At 72.8% G+C, this 17,274-nt stretch carries 16 protein-coding genes, 1 pseudogene and 1 riboswitch; of the genes and pseudogenes, 11 read left to right on the top strand and 6 right to left on the bottom strand.

What is annotated here, in order from left to right:
- Window positions 1-173 precede the first annotated feature (173 nt).
- Complete coding sequence (locus HA073_RS03470) at window positions 174-2,135, bottom strand: hypothetical protein (protein ID WP_166455690.1); 1,962 nt, start codon at window positions 2,133-2,135, stop codon at window positions 174-176.
- Between the two features lie 109 nt (window positions 2,136-2,244).
- The gene (locus HA073_RS03475) at window positions 2,245-3,828 is read right to left on the bottom strand and encodes a C40 family peptidase (RefSeq protein WP_205796055.1); all 1,584 of its coding nucleotides are present in this window, start codon (window positions 3,826-3,828) and stop codon (window positions 2,245-2,247) included.
- Between the two features lie 221 nt (window positions 3,829-4,049).
- Here HA073_RS03475 and mqnE point away from each other — a divergent pair, with 221 nt between their 5' ends.
- Genes mqnE through HA073_RS03490 form a run of 3 tightly spaced genes read left to right on the top strand, consistent with a single transcriptional unit; the run spans window position 4,050 to window position 5,960 of the window.
- Window positions 4,050-5,219: an aminofutalosine synthase MqnE gene (gene mqnE, locus HA073_RS03480; RefSeq protein WP_043327375.1), complete on the top strand. Its 1,170-nt coding sequence runs from the start codon at window positions 4,050-4,052 to the stop codon at window positions 5,217-5,219.
- 7 nt (window positions 5,220-5,226) lie between these two features.
- Window positions 5,227-5,655, top strand: coding sequence for a hypothetical protein (locus tag HA073_RS03485; protein WP_043327373.1), 429 nt, complete (start codon window positions 5,227-5,229; stop codon window positions 5,653-5,655).
- Between the two features lie 26 nt (window positions 5,656-5,681).
- Window positions 5,682-5,960: a DUF4229 domain-containing protein gene (locus tag HA073_RS03490; protein ID WP_043327371.1), complete on the top strand. Its 279-nt coding sequence runs from the start codon at window positions 5,682-5,684 to the stop codon at window positions 5,958-5,960.
- Between the two features lie 89 nt (window positions 5,961-6,049).
- Here the strand turns inward: HA073_RS03490 and HA073_RS03495 are convergent, their stop codons facing one another.
- On the bottom strand, window positions 6,050-7,390 hold the full coding sequence (locus HA073_RS03495) for a C39 family peptidase (RefSeq protein WP_166455691.1): 1,341 nt from the start codon (window positions 7,388-7,390) through the stop codon (window positions 6,050-6,052).
- A 207-nt stretch (window positions 7,391-7,597) separates the two neighbouring features.
- Here HA073_RS03495 and HA073_RS03500 point away from each other — a divergent pair.
- The 4 genes and pseudogenes from HA073_RS03500 to HA073_RS03515 all read left to right on the top strand — a co-directional run.
- Window positions 7,598-8,917 (top strand): annotated as a pseudogene (locus tag HA073_RS03500) (M14 family metallopeptidase); the annotation flags it as partial.
- Window positions 8,918-9,037: 120 nt separating this feature from the next.
- Window positions 9,038-9,131, top strand: a riboswitch (cobalamin riboswitch).
- Window positions 9,132-9,238: 107 nt separating this feature from the next.
- Complete coding sequence (locus HA073_RS03505; protein WP_043327365.1) at window positions 9,239-10,171, top strand: ABC transporter substrate-binding protein; 933 nt, start codon at window positions 9,239-9,241, stop codon at window positions 10,169-10,171.
- Between the two features lie 77 nt (window positions 10,172-10,248).
- The gene (locus tag HA073_RS03510; RefSeq protein WP_166455859.1) at window positions 10,249-11,343 is read left to right on the top strand and encodes an iron ABC transporter permease; all 1,095 of its coding nucleotides are present in this window, start codon (window positions 10,249-10,251) and stop codon (window positions 11,341-11,343) included.
- A complete protein-coding gene (locus HA073_RS03515; RefSeq protein WP_043327362.1) occupies window positions 11,340-12,119 on the top strand; it encodes an ABC transporter ATP-binding protein in 780 nt (259 codons plus the stop codon). Before HA073_RS03510 ends, HA073_RS03515 begins: the two co-directional genes overlap by 4 nt.
- 273 nt (window positions 12,120-12,392) lie before the next feature.
- Here the strand turns inward: HA073_RS03515 and HA073_RS03520 are convergent, their stop codons facing one another.
- From HA073_RS03520 to HA073_RS03530, 3 genes are all read right to left on the bottom strand, one after another.
- Window positions 12,393-13,151 (bottom strand): VOC family protein, encoded by a 759-nt coding sequence (locus HA073_RS03520; RefSeq protein ID WP_166455692.1) that lies wholly within the window; start codon window positions 13,149-13,151, stop codon window positions 12,393-12,395.
- 94 nt (window positions 13,152-13,245) lie between these two features.
- On the bottom strand, window positions 13,246-13,983 hold the full coding sequence (locus HA073_RS03525; RefSeq protein ID WP_043327358.1) for an ABC transporter permease: 738 nt from the start codon (window positions 13,981-13,983) through the stop codon (window positions 13,246-13,248).
- Between the two features lie 9 nt (window positions 13,984-13,992).
- Complete coding sequence (locus tag HA073_RS03530) at window positions 13,993-14,880, bottom strand: ABC transporter ATP-binding protein (RefSeq protein WP_064448419.1); 888 nt, start codon at window positions 14,878-14,880, stop codon at window positions 13,993-13,995.
- A 154-nt stretch (window positions 14,881-15,034) separates the two neighbouring features.
- Between HA073_RS03530 and HA073_RS03535 the strand changes: the two genes are divergently transcribed.
- Genes HA073_RS03535 through HA073_RS03550 form a run of 4 tightly spaced genes read left to right on the top strand, consistent with a single transcriptional unit; the run spans window position 15,035 to window position 17,258 of the window.
- Complete coding sequence (locus HA073_RS03535; RefSeq protein ID WP_043327353.1) at window positions 15,035-15,355, top strand: type VII secretion target; 321 nt, start codon at window positions 15,035-15,037, stop codon at window positions 15,353-15,355.
- A 9-nt stretch (window positions 15,356-15,364) separates the two neighbouring features.
- Entirely contained in the window at window positions 15,365-16,291 is a 927-nt protein-coding gene (locus HA073_RS03540) for a WXG100 family type VII secretion target (RefSeq protein WP_043327351.1), read from the top strand.
- A 9-nt stretch (window positions 16,292-16,300) separates the two neighbouring features.
- Window positions 16,301-16,654 carry a YbaB/EbfC family nucleoid-associated protein gene (locus HA073_RS03545; protein ID WP_166455693.1) on the top strand — a complete coding sequence of 118 codons (354 nt, stop codon included), beginning with the start codon at window positions 16,301-16,303 and terminating at the stop codon, window positions 16,652-16,654.
- A gap of 4 nt (window positions 16,655-16,658) precedes the next feature.
- Window positions 16,659-17,258, top strand: a complete 600-nt coding sequence (locus HA073_RS03550; protein ID WP_166455694.1) for a hypothetical protein — start codon at window positions 16,659-16,661, stop codon at window positions 17,256-17,258.
- The last annotated feature ends 16 nt before the right edge of the window (window positions 17,259-17,274 follow it).

Below are 17,274 nucleotides of genomic sequence, written 5' to 3' on the forward strand. Positions count from 1 at the left end.
GGGGCGCATCTTCGCGATGGCCCGCCGCGGCCTGTCACGCCGCCGAATCGCCCGCAAGATCGCCCATGAGCGCGCAATCGGGGCGCGCCAGGTCAGTAATCGGAGACAAGTGTACGGCGCTTCGCCCACTCCGCCACGGCAGCGCGAGGCGGTAGTGGGCGGGCTCACCCCCGTCACTCGACCGGCATGGCTCCGGTCAGGCCGCTGAGCGCGTCGTTGGCCAGGAAGACCACGAGCAGACTGATCGCGATGAGCATGGTGAGCGCGACCGCCAGCACGATGATCACCTTGGCGTTGCCGCCCCGGGCCGCCGGGCTCTCCTCGGACCAGCCCTGGGCCAGGATGTGCCCGGTCAGCGAGCCGGAGTTCTCCAGCGGATTGCCCTGCGGGAACGACACGGTGGCGAAACCGGGTCCGTCCGTCCCGCCGCCGTAGACGGCGCCGGCGAGGTCCGTGCTGCCGGACTGTTGACGTACCGGACGGGTCGCGTCGACGTCGCGGGCCGGCGTGGCCGGCGGCGGCCAGGTCGGCAGCGCCGGCGCCGGGACCGCGGGCGGCGGCGGGGCGGAGACGGGCGCGGCGGCCCACGCCGGAGGCGACTCGGCGGAGGACGCCGGAGTGCCGGTCGTGGCCGGCGGCGCGGACGGGAAGGGCGTGGTGGCCGGCGCGGGCGGCACTGCCGAGCCGGCCGACGGCGTGGCGAACGACGGCGGGCCCGCGGTGACCGGTGGCGTGACGAACGACGGCGCGCCTGGGGTGGCCGACGGCGTGCCGAACGACGGGCCTGCGGTGGCCGGTGGCGCGGGGAACAGCGGCGCGGGCAACGGGTTCGCCGCAGCCGTCATCGCCGGTGGTGGCGGGAACGGAGGCGCGGGCATCGGACCCGGTGGGGGCGGCGGCGGGGGCACCGCGGGTCCGGGCGGCGGCACCGGCGGCCCCGGTACCGGCGGAACCGGCCCCGGTGGGGTGGGTGCCGGCGCGGGCGGCGCGGGCGCGGGTGGCGTGGGCCGGAACGGCGGCTCCGGCTCCGGCACCGGCGGCGCGGGCGACGGCGGGGTCGGACCCGGTACCGGGGTCGGCGCCGGCTCGGGCTCCGGACCGTGCGGGGCCGGGGGCTGCGCGGGCTCCGGCGGCTGGGCGGGCTCGGGCGGCTCCGGGTTCACCGGACCCGCCCGGTAGACGGTCGCGGCGGCGGGAGCGGTCACCACCGAGGCGGCGATCTCGTCGGCGGACACCCGGCTCAGGCCGGGTACCGCGGCGCTGGCCCGGGCGTGCGCCGTCCCGCCTTGCCCGGCCGGCTTCGTGGACAGCGCGGCATTGAGCCCGGCGGGCTTCGCGGACGGCGCCGCATCGAGGTCGGCGGGCTTCGCGGAGGGCACCGCACCCGGCCCGGCCGGTTGCTCGGCGAGGGCGGGGGACGCGGTGCCGGAGTCGGCGGACCGGGCTGCCGGGGCGCCGTCCCGGGGATCGGTGGCGGTGCTTCCGGCCGCGTTCTCCGGCCCGCCCGGCGCGGCGTCGCGGTCCGGTCGATCGTCGGTCGCGACCGCATCCGCGCCGGCGGCGTCCTCACCCGGCGTCGCGCCGCCCGCCGAAGTCGACGCGCCAGCCGGAGCGGCCGGTGTGGACGAGTCGGCAGGAGCGGACACGGCGGGAGCGGACACGGCAGGCGGAACGGCCGGGGCAGCCGAGTCGGCGAGGGCCGTCGGAGTGGGCACGGGCACCCGGGCGGAACCGGAGACACGGGGAGCCGGGATACCGGCAGCCGGGCCGTCCGGCGTGGCCGGGGAGGGCGTACCCGCAGCGAGTGTGCTGATGGGGGCCTCGGGTGTCGCCGGGCGTTCGGCCACGGCGAAGGCGGACCAGGTCGACGGGGGAACTGTCGCGCCGGGCTGACGCCGGTCCAGCGGCGGGGCGTCCGCCGGGGTGCCCGCGCGGTACGTGGTGGGGCTCGACGGCGCCGCCGGCGGCTCGTCGCCGGCGGGAGGCGGTACGGCTGCCCCGGCGACGGTCACCCGTGCCCGCGCGACGGCCACCGGCCCGGGGCGGGCCGCTGCCGGGCTGTCGTCGGCAGGGTCGGCGGCGTCGGGCGTCGGTCCGGGGTGGACCTTCTCCGCCGGAACCTCGTGCTCGCCCATCTCGCCCCTCCGCACCTACGCTCGCCCCCGACCGTGGCGCCGGCCGAAAGTGCCTGGATCTCACCGTGCCATATTCCGGCCCGGGCGCACAGCCGGAGTGCGGGTTGGGTCAGTCGGCGCTGCCGCTCGCGCTGGCAGAGGCGCTGGCGGACGGGCTGCGCGACGGGGCGACGCTGCTGCTGCTCGGGGCGGCGCTGGTGCTCGGCGCGGCGGCGCTCTTGCTCTCGCTCGGCGTCGGCGTCGGCTCCTCGGGCGGGCTGGGCGGCGTGCTGGGCGTCGGGCTGGAGGCCGTCGGGTCCGGCGTGGGCGTGGTCGGCCTCGGGGTGGTCGGCGTCGGCCTGGGGGTCGTCGGCGTGGGCTTCGGCGTGGTGGGCGTCGGCTTCGGCGTCGGGGACGACGGCGGCGGGGTGGTCGGCACGGGCGGCGGGGGAGCCGGGGTGGCCGGGGCGGCGACGGCTCCGATCACCCGGGTCGCGGCGTAGAGCCGGGACCAGCGGACCACCGAGATCTTGACGACGTCGCCGGTCCGGGGCGCCTCCACCATCTTGCCGTTGCCGATGTACATGGCGACGTGGTGGATGCTCGTCCAGCTGCTGCTGGAGGCGAAGAAGAGCAGGTCGCCGGGGAGCAGCGCGTTCGGCGAGACGGTGCGGGAGCGGGTGGCGTAGTACTGGTCCTTGGCGACCCGCGGCAGGCCCTTGTAGCCGGCCGACCGGTAGGAGGCGAGCACCAGGCCGGAGCAGTCGAACCGGTCCGGGCCCTCGGCGGCCCAGAGGTAGGGGTCGCCGAGCTGGGCGAGGGCGTAGCGGACCGCGGCGAGCGCCTTGGGGTCCGCCGCCAGGCCGTCGATGCTCTGGTTGACGACGTACGAGCTGCCGAGCTGCTGCTCGGCGGCGTCGGCCAGGCGCTCGATCTCGAGCAGCTTGGCGGCGTTCTCCTTGCGCAGCGCGACGAGCGTCGTCTCCTGCTTGCGCAGGTCGGTCTCGGCGCGGGTGAACTCGGCGGCCTTCTCGGTCGCCCGGCGCTGGGCCGAGTCGTGCGCCTCCCGGGCGATCCGCTCGGCGTTCGTGGCCCGGAGGAGTTCGCCGGTCACCGACGTGGTGGCGCCCTCGGCCTTGTCGCCCCGGGTGATGCGCTGGAGGTTGGCGAAGTCACGCAGGCTGGCGCCGAACTCGCCCGGCGGCAGCGCCGCGTCGGCCTTGACCGCGTCGGCGGCGGCGCTCTTCGCGTTCTCCTGGGCCCGGGTGAGCGCGTCCTGGGCCTCCTTGAGCCGGGCGGCGGACTGGGTCAGCTCGGCCTGTGCGGCGTCCCGCTCGCCCTTGATCCGCAGCATTTCCTCGCCCAGCAGCCCGACCTGGGCGTCGAGCTGGTTGATCTGCGCGATCAGCGGGCCGTCGGCCGGGTTGGTGACGCCGGTGGTGCCGCCCGGCAGGCCCGGGACGGTTACTCCGGGCACGCCCGGAACGCTGCCGGGCAGGCCGGGGACGCTGCCGGGCAGTTGCAGGGGGCCGGTGACCTGGGGGCGGGAGCCGGTGCTGGGCACGGTGTCGGGCAGCGGGTCGGCCCAGGCCGGGGTGGCGAGCGCCGCCGCCGCGACCGCACCGAGGAGGGCGGACCAGAGGGCCGGACGCAGGACCGGTGAGATCACCGGCTGCCGGCCTCGTCGCCGCCGGGCCTTGGTGCTGTCGGACATTCCGCTCCCCGTCCGGTCTGGTGCCCGCCACGCGAGGTGGGGCGTGTCAGGACAGGACGGCACTGGTGTGTGTTCCGCCCCACCCTGTCTTACCTCACCGTCGCAGCGATGTCGATGTGCGGAGAGTGACGGCGGGTGAACTGGCTCGACCACGTCGGCGGCTGGTCGGACCCGCGACGTACGCTCGATCGGGAACCCAGGGGGAAGGACGTGGCTTTCGGATGGACGCCGGACTCAAGCGCGAACTCGAAGCGAAGGTGTACGCCGGGGAGCGGCTGACCCGCGAGGACGGCATCGCCCTCTACGACAGCGACGACCTGACCTGGCTGGGCCGGCTGGCCCACCACAGGCGTACGGAGCTCAACGGCGACCGGGTGATGTTCAACGTCAACCGGCACCTGAACCTGACGAACGTCTGCTCGGCGTCGTGCGCGTACTGCTCGTTCCAGCGCAAGCCGGGCGAGAAGGACGCCTACACGATGCGGATCGACGAGGCGGTCCGTAAGGCCAAGGAGATGGAGGACGAGCAGCTCACCGAGCTGCACATCGTCAACGGCCTGCACCCGACGCTGCCCTGGCGCTACTACCCGAAGGTGCTGCGGGAGCTGAAGGCCGCGCTGCCGAACGTCAACCTCAAGGCGTTCACCGCGACCGAGGTGCAGTGGTTCGAGAAGATCAGCGGGCTCACCGCCGACGCGATCCTCGACGAGCTGATGGACGCCGGCCTGGAGTCGCTGACCGGCGGCGGCGCGGAGATCTTCGACTGGGAGATCCGCCAGCACATCGTCGACCACAACTGCCACTGGGAGGACTGGTCGCGCATCCACCGGCTGGCCCACTCCAAGGGCATGAAGACGCCGTCGACCATGCTCTACGGCCACATCGAGGAGCCCCGGCACCGGGTCGACCACGTGCTGCGGCTTCGCGAGCTGCAGGACGAGACCGGTGGCTTCCAGGTCTTCATTCCGCTGCGCTACCAGCACGACTTCGTCGACTCGGCGGACGGCAAGATCCGTAACCGGATCCAGGCCCGCACCACGATGGCCTCGCCGGCCGAGTCGCTGAAGACGTTCGCGGTCTCCCGGCTGCTGTTCGACAACGTGCCGCACGTCAAGTGCTTCTGGGTCATGCACGGCCTGTCGGTGGCGCAGCTCTCGCTGAACTTCGGCGTCGACGACCTGGACGGCTCGGTCGTGGAATACAAGATCACCCACGACGCCGACTCGTACGGCACGCCGAACACCATGCACCGCGACGACCTGCTGCACATGATCTGGGACGCCGGGTTCCGCCCGGTCGAGCGGAACACCCGCTACGAGATCGTGCGTGAGTACGACGGGCCGCCGTCGCTGGCGGAGCGCCGGTCCGAGCCGCAGCAGGTCTGGGCCTGAGCGGGCGATGAGCGGCGAGGAACAGCAGCGCGCCTTCCCCCGGCGTGACGCCGAGGGGCGCATCCTGACCCTCGGTGACCTGCTCGGCGTGAGCCTCGCCGGCCTGGTCATCGGGGTGCTGGCGCTGCTGGTCTTCGAATGGGCGTTCGCCACCATCGGCGACAGCGGCTTCGGGGGCACGAACGGCTGGCTGGCGGTGATCCTGCCGCTCTGGTTGTTCTGGGACGAGTTCCGGGCCTGGGAGTTCGGCGCCGCCCGGGTGGTGGCGGCGCTGGCCGGCATCGCGCTCGGCGTGCTCGCCGGTCTGCTGGCCGCCGGACTGGCCTCGGGGCTGCCCGCGCTGTTCACGGGAGCGTTGGCCGCGGCGGTGTTCACCGTGGTCTACGCGGTCGTCTGGTTTCATGGCGTGCACTGGCTGGCCCGGCGTACGGGCTGAGGCACGAAGAGAGTGGGAATGCGGGAATGAGCGCGGCGCTCAAGTACACGCTGGGCCGGATCGGGCTGTTCGTCGTCGTGCTGGCGGCCCTCTGGTTCGTCGACATGAACATGTTCCTGCGGCTGATGCTGGCGTTGATCTTCTCCGCCACGCTGTCGTTCTTCCTGCTCAAGGGCCTGCGGGACCAGATGGCCGGGGAGATGGCGGAGGCGGCCGAGCGGCGTCGCCTGGAGAAGGACCGGCTGCGCTCCGCGCTGGCCGGTGAGGACCAGGCCGAGCCGGACGGCGAACGCCGCGACAGCTGAGCGGACCGGCGGGGCCCGGCGCGCGACGTCGCGCCGGGCCCTTCGCGGTTCACCAGCCGGTCGAGCGGTTCACCGGATGGTCGAGCCGCTCACCAGTTGGTCGAGCCCGGGACGACCGGCCACGGCCGGTCGACCGGCTTGATCAGGTACGCGATGCCGCCCGAGCCGGAGGCCACTGTGCCGTTGGCGCGGTAGCGCTTGGTGCGCAGCCAGATCTGCTCGAACTGCTCCCGCTTGTAGACGTTGCGCACCGCCTCGTTCGAGGAGGACGCGGGGTCGTTCACGATCACGTCGCCCTCGGCGGTGAAGCCGACGATCACGAACAGGTGCCCGGCGGTGCCGTAGTTGGCCCCGTCGAGTTCGCTGGCGAGGAACGACTGCGAGGTGACCACCGGGATGCCGGCCTTGATGAAGCGTTCCGCCTCGTCCAGCGAGTGCAGCCGGGTGACCCGGCCCTCCAGGCCGGGGAAGCTCGCCGCGTACGCGGTGTTGAACGGCCAGTTGCCCGCGCCGTCGTACTCGTAGTCGTAGGTCATCCGGGCGGCGTGGTCGACGGTCGGGTCGGGGTAGGCGGGGTCGACCCAGGAGGTGTCCTCGGCCGAGGGCTTGCGGCCCCAGTACTCGACCACCATCTCCGTCGAGGTGGGTGAGCACCACGCCTCGCCGCCGCCGTTGTACTCGGGGTACTCGCCGATGTGGACGTTCTGCGAGTAGCGCGGCACGGCCAGCTCGGTGCCCCAGGCGATGCCGCCCCGGCTCGGGGTGACGGTGAACCGGTCGGGCACGTTCGAGGCCATCGCGCCGACCATCCGCACCTGCGGCGCGGCGGCCTGGCCGGGCGCGCGGTAGAGCGTCAGCCGCAACTGGTACGAGCGCAGCAGCACTCCGGCGTCGGCGTCGTCGATCGAGAACGTGTCGGTCCAGATGCTCGACCAGGGGTCGCCCTGGCCGTCCAGCGTGGACCGCTTGATGTCCTGGTCGCCGGAGGCCCAGCGGCCCATGACGAACCACGGGGTCTGCGCCCCGGTGTTGTACGTGCCGTGCAGCTCGACCTGGATCCAGGTGCCGGCCGGGGTGGCGGCGTTCCAGGACGCGACCATCTCGCTGGCGTCGAACCCGATCCGCCGCTCGGGTGAGGTCCAGGTGGCGTACTCCCAGGTGCGGGTCGTGCCGGTGTGCTCGTCGGTGAACTCGGTGGTGCCCGCCGGGCGGTCGATGGTCAGCGCGGGGTGGCGGCCCGGTACGGCGCGGGTGCCCTGGTGGGAGCCGCTGCGCCAGTCGGGGAAGCGGGAGAACTCCTGGAACGTGATCTGTTCGTCGTGTGTGACGCCCGGCCGCGGGGCTTGTGCCTGGGCCGGTGCGGTGGTGCCGAGGAGGGTGAGCGCGGTGAGGCCGGCGAGGGCGGCCGCGCGCATGGGTCGTCCGAACATGGCAGCTCCACGGGGAGACGGCATCGTTGCCGTTCACTGTCGCGCCTGGCGGGAAGTTTCGCCAGATGTTCAGGCATGGAAAATCATTGCCGAAGTGACGATCAGGTCGGGATGACTAAAGGAAGAGACAGATATTGATATGACCATGTGTCTCCTGGTGGAGTGTGCGGACAACGGGAGCTCTCCCGTACCCCCAGGAGGTTGTCCATGGCCTTCCGCACCTCTCCGTTCCGCCGCCGGCTGGCGCTCGCCGCCGCCGTCGGCCTGACCATCGTCAGCGCGGCCGCCGCGCCCGCCGTCGCCCGGCCCGCGCCGGAGGGCTCCGGCGAGCCGGCCACCGTCGCGTACCGGGTGCTCGGCCCCCGCACCGCCGCGGACCGCACCGCGGTCGCCGGCACCGGCGCCGCCATCGACTACTCCGAACACGGTGTGTTGCACGTCACGGCCACCAAGGCCGAGGCGAACGCGATCACCCGGCTCGGGTTCCGGCTCGAGAAGGACGTCGTGCCGGAGCACGACCACGCCGACGGGGGCATGACCGCCAACGCGTTCCCGCCCGCCGACTCGAACTACCACGACTACGCCGAACTGACCGCGGTGGTGAACAAGGTGGTCGCCGACCACCCGACCATCGCGCGGAAGCTGAGCATCGGCACGTCCTACCAGGGCCGGGACCTGATGGCCGTGAAGATCTCCGACAACGTCGCCACCGACGAGGCGGAGCCGGAGATCCTGTTCAACGCCCAGCAGCACGCGCGTGAGCACCTGACCGTCGAAATGGCGATCTACCTGCTTAACCTCTTCACCGACAACTACGGCAGCGACTCCCGGATCACAAACATCGTCAACACCCGGGAGATCTGGATCGTCCCCACCGTCAACCCCGACGGCAGCGAATACGACATCGCCACCGGCTCCTACCGCTCCTGGCGCAAGAACCGGCAGCCCAACAGCGGCTCCACCGCCGTCGGCACCGACCTGAACCGCAACTGGGGCTACCAGTGGGGCTGCTGCGGCGGCTCGTCCAGCTCGAAGTCGTCGGACACCTACCGGGGCCCGTCCGCCTTCTCCGCGCCGGAGACCGCGGCGCTGCGCAACTTCGTCAACAGCCGGGTCGTCGGCGGGGTGCAGCAGATCAAGGCGAACATCGACTTCCACACCTACTCGCAGCTGGTGCTCTGGCCGTACGGGTACACGTACAACAACACCGCCACCGGGATGAACACCGACCAGTACAACACCTTCGCCACCATCGGACGGCAGATGGCGGCGACCAACAACTACACCCCGGAACAGTCGAGCGACCTCTACATCGCCGACGGCACCAGCATCGACTGGATGTGGGGCGCCCACAAGATCTGGGCGTACACCTTCGAGATGTACCCCGGCTCGGCCTCCGGCGGCGGCTTCTACCCGCCGGACGAGGTGATCCCGGCGCAGACCTCACGCAACCGGGAAGCCGTGCTGATCCTGTCCGAGTACGCCGACTGCCCGTACCGGGCGATCGGCAAGCAGAGCCAGTACTGCTGACCTCACCACCGGGTGGGAACCCCGGTTCCACCCCCGCCGGGGTTCCCACCCACCCCCACCGTCCGGACGATCTCCGCTGGTCGTGCGCTACCGTGGCACCGACCGTGCCACAGCGAAGCCGGTGCGAAACCGGCGCTGTCCCGCAACTGTGATGCCCCGTACGCGCGGCGTCGGCCTCCCGCCGGCGCCGACGGACGTGGGACGAGCCAGGTCGCCTGCGGCCCGGTCGCGACACGCGCTCTCGAGGAAGGGCGCCTCGCGGACGGGCCTCTCTTCCTGTCGGCGAAGCACCACACTCCTCGACCGACAGGAGGCTTCATGTCCCGACGTACCCCCCGGCTCTTCGCCACCGCGCTCGCGGCCGGCGTGCTGCTTCTCGGCGGTTGCGCCGAGAAGACCTCGACCGACACCCCCGCCGCCGGCGCCTCCGGCGGCGCGTTCCCGGCCACCGTCGGCAAGCTGACGCTGGAGAAGCGGCCCGAGAAGATCGTCTCGCTCTCGCCGACCTCCACCGAGATGCTCTTCGCCATCGGCGCCGGCAAGCAGGTCACCGCCGTCGACGACCAGTCGAACTACCCGGCCGACGCGCCCCGCACCGACCTGTCCGGCTACCAGCCGAACGCGGAGGCGGTCGCCTCCCGCAACCCCGACCTGGTGGTGATCTCGGACAACCTCAACAAGATCGCCGACCAGCTCGTCGCGCTGAAGATCCCGGTGCTGCAGATCCCCGCCGCGGCCACGCTCGACGACACGTACCGGCAGCTCACCGACCTGGGCACGCTCACCGGCCACCGGTCCGAGGCCGAGGCCGTGGTGCAGAAGATGAAGGACGACATCACCGCGCTGACCAAGGACCTGCCCAAGCGCACCGAGAAGCTGACCTACTTCCACGAACTGGGTCCGGAGCTGTACACCGCGACCAGCAAGACGTTCATCGGCACCATCTACGCGCTCGCCGGGCTGGAGAACATCGCCGACCCGTCCGACGCCGACGGGAAGAACGGCGGCTACCCGCAGCTCTCCCAGGAGGTCATCGTCAAGGCGAACCCCGACTTCGTCTTCCTGTCCGACACCAAGTGCTGCAAGCAGAACGCCGACACGGTGAAGGCGCGCAGCGGGTGGGCCGGCATCAACGCGGTGAAGAACAACCAGATCGTGGAGCTGGACGACGACATCGCCTCGCGCTGGGGCCCGCGCGTGGTCGACCTGCTCAAGGTCATCGTCGACGCCACCGCCAAGGTCCCGGCCTGACAGTGGCCCTACGACAGGCGGACTCCGCCCCGAACCCGGCCGGAACGCCTCGGGCGTCCCGGCCGGGCATCCGGCCGCTGTCCCGCCCCGGGCGGCGCGGGGCGCCCGGCGCGGGCGGCGCCCCGGTCCGGCCCGCCGGGCTGCGCAAGCGCTGGCTGCTCGCCGGAGTCGTGGCCGTGCTCGTCGCGCTGGTGGCCGGCGTCTCACTCGGCCCGGTCAGCCTGCCGCCCGGCAGCGTCGCCGCCGAACTGCTCAACCTGCTACCCGGGGTACGCCTCGAGAGCGGGCTCACCGAGCGGGAAATCGCGATCATCACCGAGCTGCGGCTGCCCCGGGTCGTGCTCGGCCTGCTCGTCGGCGCGCTCCTCGCCCTGGCCGGCGGCTGCTACCAGGGCGTCTTCCGCAACCCGCTGGCCGACCCGTACCTGCTCGGCGTGGCGGCCGGCGCCGGCTTCGCGGTCACCACGGCGATCGTGCTCGGCGCCGGAGCCGGCGGGGCGCTGACCGGGTTGCCGATCACCATCCCGCTCGCCGCGTTCGTCGGCTCGCTCGGTGCGGTCGTGCTGACGTACCTGCTCGGCGCGGCCGGCGGACGGGACCGGTCACCGGCCACGCTGATCCTGGCCGGGGTGGCGGTCTCGGCGTTCTTCGGCGCCGGGCAGACGTACCTGCTGCAACAGCACTCCGACAACATCCAGCAGGTCTACTCCTGGCTGCTCGGGCGGCTCGCCACCGCCGGCTGGCACGACGTGTGGCTGGTCCTGCCGTACTTCGTGCTCACCGCCGTGGTGGTGCTGCTGCACCGGCGTGAGCTGGACGTGCTCTCCGTCGGCGACGACGAGGCCACCGGTCTCGGCCTGCACCCGCAGCGCTCCCGCTACCTGCTGATCGCCGCCGCGTCGCTCGGTACCGCCGCAGCGGTCTCCGCGTCCGGGCTGATCGGCTTCGTCGGCATCATCGTGCCGCACACCATGCGGCTGCTCTTCGGCTCCAGCCACCGGATCATCCTGCCGCTGTCCATGCTGTTCGGCGGCGCGTTCCTCGCGCTCACCGACGTGGTCGCCCGTACCGCCGCCGCCCCCGCCGAGATCCCGATCGGCGTGGTCACCGCGCTGCTCGGCGGCCCGTTCTTCGTCCTCGTCCTGCGTACCGCCCGCCGGGTGGCGATGTGAACGCCCCCGCCGTGCGCGTGCACGACCTGCGGGTCGCCCTCGGCGGCAACCCGATCCTGGCCGGCGTCGACCTCACGGTCTCCGCCGGTGAGTGGGTCACCGTGATCGGACCCAACGGCGCCGGCAAGTCGACCCTGTTGCGCGCCGTCGGCGGCCTGCTGACCGGCCCGGGCGAGGTCGCACTCTTCGGTACGCCGATCGGCGCGCTCCGCCGCCGCGAACGGGCCCGGGTGGTGGCCACGGTGGCCCAGTCCCCGGTGGTGCCGGCCGGCATGTCGGTCTTCGACTACACGCTGCTCGGGCGTACCCCGTACATCCCGGCGCTGGGCCGCGAGTCCGCCGCCGACCTGGCCGCCGTGCACGAGGTGCTGGACCGGCTCGACCTCGGCCCGTTCGCGCACCGTGAGCTGGCCACGCTCTCCGGCGGCGAGCGGCAGCGCGTCTTCCTGGCCCGGGCGCTGGCCCAGGGCGCCACCCTGCTGCTGCTGGACGAGCCGACGAGCGCGCTGGACATCGGGCACCAGCAGGAGGTGCTGGAACTGGTCGACCAGCTCCGCCGCGAGCACGGCCTGACCGTGCTGGCCACCATGCACGACCTCTCGATCGCCGGCGAGTACGCCGACCGTCTGGTGCTGCTGGCCGACGGCCGGGTGGCCGCCGCCGGTCCACCGGACGAGGTGCTCACCGAGGCCCTGCTGGCCCGCCACTACCGAGCCCACATCCGGGTGATCCCCGGCGACCACGGCCCCTTGGTGGTCCCCGTCCGCCCAACCTGACCCCACCCGCCCCGCCTTCGCGCCGTCGATCTTGCACTTCCGGCCCCGACAAAAGGTGCGAATGTAACGCCACGAGGGCCGCAACTGCAAGATCGGCGGACGGGGTGGCGGCTTTGCCGCTGAACAGCCCACCCTCAGGGAGCGCCGTCCCGAATCCTGGGCAGGTGTTCCGATTGCCGGGAGGGCAGATAGATCTTGGTACGAACAGGCCCTCCTGGGGGCCAACCCGTACCAAGATCTCGACCGGACCCGCCTCGCGCGCGGCGGAGGGGGTCAGCGGAGGGTGGAGATGGAGAAGAGGGCGCCGGACGGGTCGCGCAGGGCGGCGCTGCGGCCGGCCGGGTTGTCGCGCGGCGGGACCAGGATGGTGCCGCCCAGCTCGGTGGCCCGCGCGGCGGTGACGTCGGCGTCCTCCACCGCGAAGTAGACGGCCCAGTACGCGGGCAGGTCCTCCGGCATCGGCTCGGCCCGGGGCAGCATCCCGGCGACGATCCGGGCGCCGCAGCGCCATCCGGTGTACGGCACCGGCCCGGCGGGACGTTCCTCCGGGTGCCAGCCGAAGACCAGCGCGTAGAACTCCTTGGCGTTCTCCGGATCGGGGGTGACAAGCTCGTTCCAGCACATCGCGCCGGGTGCGTTGAACAGTTCGGCCCCGCGCATCGCCATCGGCTGCCAGACGCTGAACACCGCGCCCGCCGGGTCGGCGAGCACCGCCATCCGGCCCTGCGTGGCGACGTCGAACGGGGAGACCACCACCTGCCCACCGGCCGCCTCCACCCGGGTCGCGACCAGGTCGGCGTCGTCGGTGGCCACGTACATCGACCAGACCGGCACCTGGTCCGGCGTGGCCGGCGGGCCGGCCCCGGCGACGGCCTTGCCGTTCTTCTGGAAGACGGTGTAGCCGCCCGCTTCCGGCTCGGGGGAAATCTGCCCGGTCCAGCCGAACAGCTCGGGGTAGAACCGTCGCGCGTCCTCCAGCCCCGGCGTGGCCAGGTCGGTCCAGCAGGGTGTGCCGGGCTCGACGCCGTTCACGGTGACCCCTCTCGCCGGGGACGGTCCCGCTGACCCGCCCTGTCGGCATCGTGGCACCGCCGGGTCGGCCACCGGGCCGGAACCGGACAAAAGGTCAGGTGAAGCGGCGTCCCTCGTCCCGCCGGTACGCCCAGCCGGCGGCCGCGGCGAGCACCAGCACCCAGACTCCCAGCATCACCAGCGACAGGGTGCCGGGCCGGAAGTCGGTGACCGCCGCCCAGATCAGTTCCACGGCGCCCCGGGTCGGCAGGTAGGGGGCGATCGCCTTGATGAAGCCGGGCGCGTCGTCCGGCCCGGAGAGCAGGCCGCCGCCGAACGCCAGCGGGAAGAAGATCACCTGCGCCACCACGATCGCCGCCTTGCTCGGCAGCGCGTAGCCGATCGCCAGGCCGAGCAGCGTGAACGGCACCGAGATCACCGCTACCGCGCCGAGCCCGAGCAGGAACTGCAGCGCGCTGACCCGGGCCTCGGTGGCCACCGCGGCGATCACCACTACCGGGATCATCGACACGTACGTCAGCACCAGCCCGGCCAGGATCCGCCCGGTGAGTCGCGGGGCCGGTCCGGTCGGCAGGGTCCGGGTGTACGGGTTCCAGGGCTGGTCGCGGTCCTCGGCGACACCCACGCCGTACTGGAAGATGTTGGCGCTCATCACGGCGAACGTCACCATGGCGGCGGTGGCGTAGGTGGCGCCGGTGGGGTCGTCGCCGGCGAACGGCACCACGAAGAAGAGCATCGCGGCCGCGGGGAAGAAGGCGCTGCCCACCACCGCCACCGGAATCCGGATGATCTCCAGGAGGTGGTAGCGGGCGTGGACGAGGGCGAGCGGCACGACTGTCTCCTAGGCGGGGGTGGGCGCGGGCCGGTCGCCGGCCGTGATGGCGAGGAACGCCTCCTCCAGCGAGGTGGGCCGGACCTCCAGGTCGCGGAACGCCACCCCGGCGGTGACCAGGTCGCGGACGAGCTGGTCGGCGTCGGTGGTGAGCAGGTGCACCCGCCCGTCGGCGCGTTCGGTGGCGACCACCCCGGGCAGCGTCGGCAGATCGTCGGCGACCAGGCTGACCCGGCGTACGCCGACCATCCCGCGGATCGCCGTCACCGAGTCGTCGGCCAGCACCCGCCCGTGGCCGATCACCACGACGCGCTGCGCGAGCGCCTCCACCTCCTCCAGGTAGTGGCTGCTCAGCAGCACGGCGCCGCCGTCGGCGTGGAAGCCGCGGATCGCGTCCCAGAGCGCGTGCCGCGCCTCCACGTCGAGCCCGGTGGTCGGCTCGTCCAGCACCACCAGCCGGGGACGGCCGACGAACGCCAGCGCCACCGCCAGCCGGCGACGCTGGCCGCCGGAGAGGCCGCCGGTCTGCCGGCGTACCTGGTCGGCGAGGCCGAACCGGTCGAGCAGTTCGCCCCGGGGCACCGGGTCGGGGAAGTGCGCGGAGACGAAGTCGACCACCTCGCCGACCCGCAGCGTGCCGGGCAGGCCGGTCTCCTGCGGCGTGACGCCGAGCTGCCGCCGGCTCGCCGGGTCACGCGGGTCGCCGCCGCACAGCTCGACCCGGCCGCCGCTCGGGCGGCGCAGCCCGACCAGCAGGTTGATCAGGGTGCTCTTGCCGGCGCCGTTCGGGCCGAGCAGACCGACCAGCTCCCCGGCCCGGACGGTCAGGTCGACCCGGTCCAGGGCCAGCACGTCGCCGTAGCGGCGACTGACCTGTTCGGCGCGGGCCAGGATCATCCGGGGCTCCTCGGGCGGCGGAAGGGTGCTCGTGCACTCCCTGTCTACCGTGCCGGGGCAACCGTCGCCGCCCCCTGTGGAACTGCGCACATCCCCTAGGCTGGTGGCGCCGTCGAGGACGGTGGAAGTTCCGACCGGACACTGGGGAGGGTCCGTGACCAGTCCGAGCAGGAATCTCGAGGTGCAGCCGGAGGCGTTGACGGCGTTCGCCGCCGCCTCCCGGGACCGGGCCGGCCAGTTCCGTGAGCTGCACCGGCTGTTCCGCGACGGCCACGTGGCCCGGCACGCGTTCGGCGTGATGCCCGCGTCGTTCAGTCTCGCCGCCGCGTACGAGCAGCAGTTCGAGGCGTGCCTGGCAGGGCTGGAGGACGGCGCCGAGGTGATGGCGACGATCGCCGAGGGGCTCCGCGACACCGCCGAGGCGTACACCGGCACGGACGTGGCCAACACCGACATGTTCCAGCCGGGCGCCTGAGGGGGCGGGATGAGCACCGAGGCGCTGCAGCGCAACAAGACCTACTTCGAGCAGATCGTGTCGGGCACGCCCGACCCGTTCAAGCCGCTCTCGAACGCGGTGCTGTGGCCGTTCGAGCAGCTGCTGGAGCTGGTCGCCGGCGAGCCGGACGATCTGATGCGGGCGGCCCAGCTCGCGCTGACCACCGGCGACGCGGTCCGGCGGATCGCCGGCGACCAGGTCGCCGACCGGGCCCGGCTGCGCGGCGCCTGGGACGGTGACGCGGCGGACAAGTTCCACGCCTCGATGGAGTCGATCGAGGAGGCGATGGAGGAACTGGCCAAGGGGCTGGACGGCACCAAGGAGGTGCTGGTCGACGCCGCCAATGCCGCTGTCGACGCGTTCAACCTGCTGGTCGAGCTGATCCTGGAGTTCCTGCTCTGGTTCCTGACCGAGGTCATCATCGCCGCGGTGGCGGCAGTGCTGAGCGCCGGGGTGAGCCTGGCCGCCACAGTGGTACGGGTGCTGGCCCGGCTCGCCACCACCGTCGGCCGCATGGTCAAGATCGTGGCGCGGTTCGCGGAGATCCTCACGAAGCTCGCCACCAAGCTCCAGAAGGTCGCCGAGCTGCTCATGCGCTACCGCCAGGTGGTGCTGGAGCTCCGCAAGGCCAAGAAGGCGTACGGCGCGTTCAGTAAGGCCGGCTACACCAGGGAGGCGGTGCTGTTCAAGGCCAAACGCGCCGCCATCCTGTTCCCGGGCAAGTTCGCCATCAACCAGGCGTCACCGGTGAACATCCCCGGTATCGGCGGCGCCCTGCTCGACACCGGCATGGGGCTGCACGACATCTCCGACGGGCGCAAGGACCGCAACTACCTGGTGGACGGCACGTACCGCGAGGATCTCGGCCCGTACACAAAGGGCGTGCAGAACGTGTTCGACTCGATCGTGAACTGAGAGGCACCCATGACGTTCCCGGCCCTGGACCGGATCGAGGCGCTGGCCCGCAACCTGGACGGGTGGCAGCGCGAACTCGGCGCGCGGATGGCCGAGCTGGAGCAGAGCAGCGCCCAGGGGATCAGCGACTCCGGCCTGGTCACCGTGGTGGCCGCCGCCGACGGCAAGATCCTCTCCACCGACATCAACGCGCGGGCCATGCGGTTCGACTCGTACACGCTGGCCGAGGAGATCACCGCCGCGGCGAACCGGGCGCAGGAGGCCGCCGCCGCCCGGGTACGCGAGATCGTCGGCGAGGTGATGGGCAACGCCCCGGCGGCGGAGCGCCGTACCGACGACGGCTACGGCGACGGCCGATACTGAGCCGATGGACGAGACCAGATACCGCGACCCGATCGACCGGCTCGTCGAGCCGGGCGAGCGCGTGCTGGCCCACGCCAAGGCCGACGTCGGCCAGGGCCTCGCCCCGGCGCCGCCGCCCGAACCGGAGTCCACTGCCGAGCCGGGTCGGCGGACCGTCGGCTCGGTGCTGCTGAACGTCCTCCTGCCACTTGCCACCTGGGACCGCGGTGACCGGCTGGTCGATGCGATCGGCTGGGGGATCGCCGGCCGTGGCGAGCCCGGCTCGGCCGCCTCCCGCCTGCACCGCGCGCTCCGCCCGGCCCGGCCCGACCTCCAGGTCCGGGAGACGCTGCTCGCGGTCACCGACCGGCGGCTGCTGGTCTGCCGTACCGGCGGGGTCAAGCTGCTGGCCGGGCGCGAGGCCGAGGAACGCGCGCTGGCCGAGACGTCGGTGGCGTGGTCGGCCGCGCGTGCGGAGGTCGCCTCGGCCCGGGTCGGGTGGCACCGGCTGAACCCGAAGCGGCTGCGGATCGACTTCAGCGACGGCTCCTGGCTGTCGTTCACCGTGCCGATCGCCGAGTCCGGCCGTCCGCTGCGCGAGGTCGCCGCCGCGTTGTCCGCCTGACGGATCCGCCCGCCCG

The organism is Micromonospora sp. CMU55-4 (assembly GCF_011602315.1).
GTDB classification, from domain to species: Bacteria; Actinomycetota; Actinomycetes; order Mycobacteriales; family Micromonosporaceae; genus Micromonospora; species Micromonospora chalcea.